Annotated in this window: 1 protein-coding gene; it reads left to right on the forward strand. The window is 67.3% G+C overall.

Going from position 1 to position 1,552, the window contains the following annotated elements; translation table 11 throughout:
• Positions 1 to 71 precede the first annotated feature (71 nt).
• A complete protein-coding gene (locus Y694_RS21725) occupies positions 72 to 1,388 on the forward strand; it encodes an IS1182 family transposase (protein WP_036236658.1) in 1,317 nt (438 codons plus the stop codon).
• Positions 1,389 to 1,552 lie beyond the last annotated feature (164 nt).

The raw sequence follows: 1,552 nt of genomic DNA on the forward strand, positions 1-1,552 counted from the left end.
GGCTAGGAGTCTGCGCGGCAGAACCGTGTAGTTTCTGATGTCACATGGCACGAGGTATGCGTTGATGGGGCATGGCTGGAAGCTATCGCCCCTACGAACCTGACCAAGTGATGCTGTTGCCGGCGGCGCCGCAAGACTGGCTGCCGGCAGGCCACCTGGCCCACTACATCAACGACACGGTCGACGCGCTGGACCTCAAGGCGTTCTATGCGCGCTACGAGGGCGGCGGCTCGCGCAACCAGCCGTTCCACCCGGCCATGATGGTCAAGGTGCTGGTCTACGCGTACGCCACGGGCGTGTTCAGCTCGCGCAAGATCGAGCGGCGGCTGCACGAGGACCTGGCGTTCCGGATGCTTGCTGCAGGCAACTTCCCGCGCCACCGCACCATCTGCGACTTCCGTGCGTTCCACCTGAAGGAACTATCGGAGCTCTTCGTGCAGGTGGTCAAGCTCGCGCGCGAGATGGGCCTGGTCAAGCTGGGCACGGTGGCCATCGACGGCACCAAGCTGAAGGCCAACGCCAGCCGTCACAAGGCCATGAGCTACGAGCGCATGAAGCAGGCCGAGGCCGAACTCAAGGCGCAGATCGACGCCCTGCTGGCGCGCGCCAAGGCCACCGACGAGGCCGAGGTCAACGAGCCGGAACTGGACCTACCCGCCGAGATCGAGCGGCGCGAGGCGAGGCTTGCGGCCATCCGCGAAGCCCGCGAACGCCTGGAGCAACGCCAGCGCGAGGCGGACCTCGAACGCGGCCGCAGCGACGACGACGACTGCCGTCCGCGTGGCCCGGATGGCAAGCCAAAGGGTGGGCGCTACAAGCGCGAGTTCGGCGTGCCCGAGGACAAGGCGCAGGAGAACTTCACCGACCCGGACAGTCGCATCATGAAGCGCGCTGGTGGCGGGTTTGACCCGGCGTACAACGCACAGACCGCGGTGGACGAGGCCGCGCACATCATCGTGGCGGCCGAACTGGACAACGTCGCGCCGGACGCGAACTGGTTGCTGCCCATGATCCAGGCGGTGGGCGACAACCTGGGCGAACTGCCCGAGCTCGGGCTGGCCGACGCGGGCTACCGCAGCGAAGACAACCTCAAGCGCGCACCGATCGGAGTGGTGGTGGCGCTGGGCCGCGAAGGCAAGCAGCACGCCGAGATCGATGCCGAGCAGTACCCATACACCGCGGCGATGGCCGCCAAGCTGCAGACCGAAGAAGGACGGGCGGCCTACCGCAAGCGCAAGTGGATCGCCGAGCCACCCAACGGCTGGATCAAGAACGTGCTGGGGTTCCGGCAGTTCAGCATGCGAGGACTGCACCGGGTGCAAGCCGAGTGGAAGCTCGTGTGCATGGCGCTGAACTTGAGGCGCATGGCGGTGCTCAGCGCAAGCTGAACGGCGGCAAGGCGCTCGTCGGACTGACTGGAGCCTCCCTCGCGGAGGGAGGCTGGAGGGTGCGGTCGAACACGCTGCCGCTCCCTCTCGGAGGGGGCTCGGGGGAGCCGTGCGTAGAGCCGCAGGCTAGGAGGCTGGGCGGCTTCTGCCGCGCAGACTCCTAG

The sequence above is a fragment of the Methylibium sp. T29-B genome (assembly GCF_000576225.1).
GTDB classification, from domain to species: Bacteria; Pseudomonadota; Gammaproteobacteria; order Burkholderiales; family Burkholderiaceae_C; genus Methylibium; species Methylibium petroleiphilum.

Excerpts from the sequence above, each read along its gene's own strand:
- Y694_RS21725 (WP_036236658.1), top strand. The coding sequence starts at position 72 with ATGGCTGGAAGCTATCGCCCCTACGAACCTGACCAAGTGATGCTGTTG.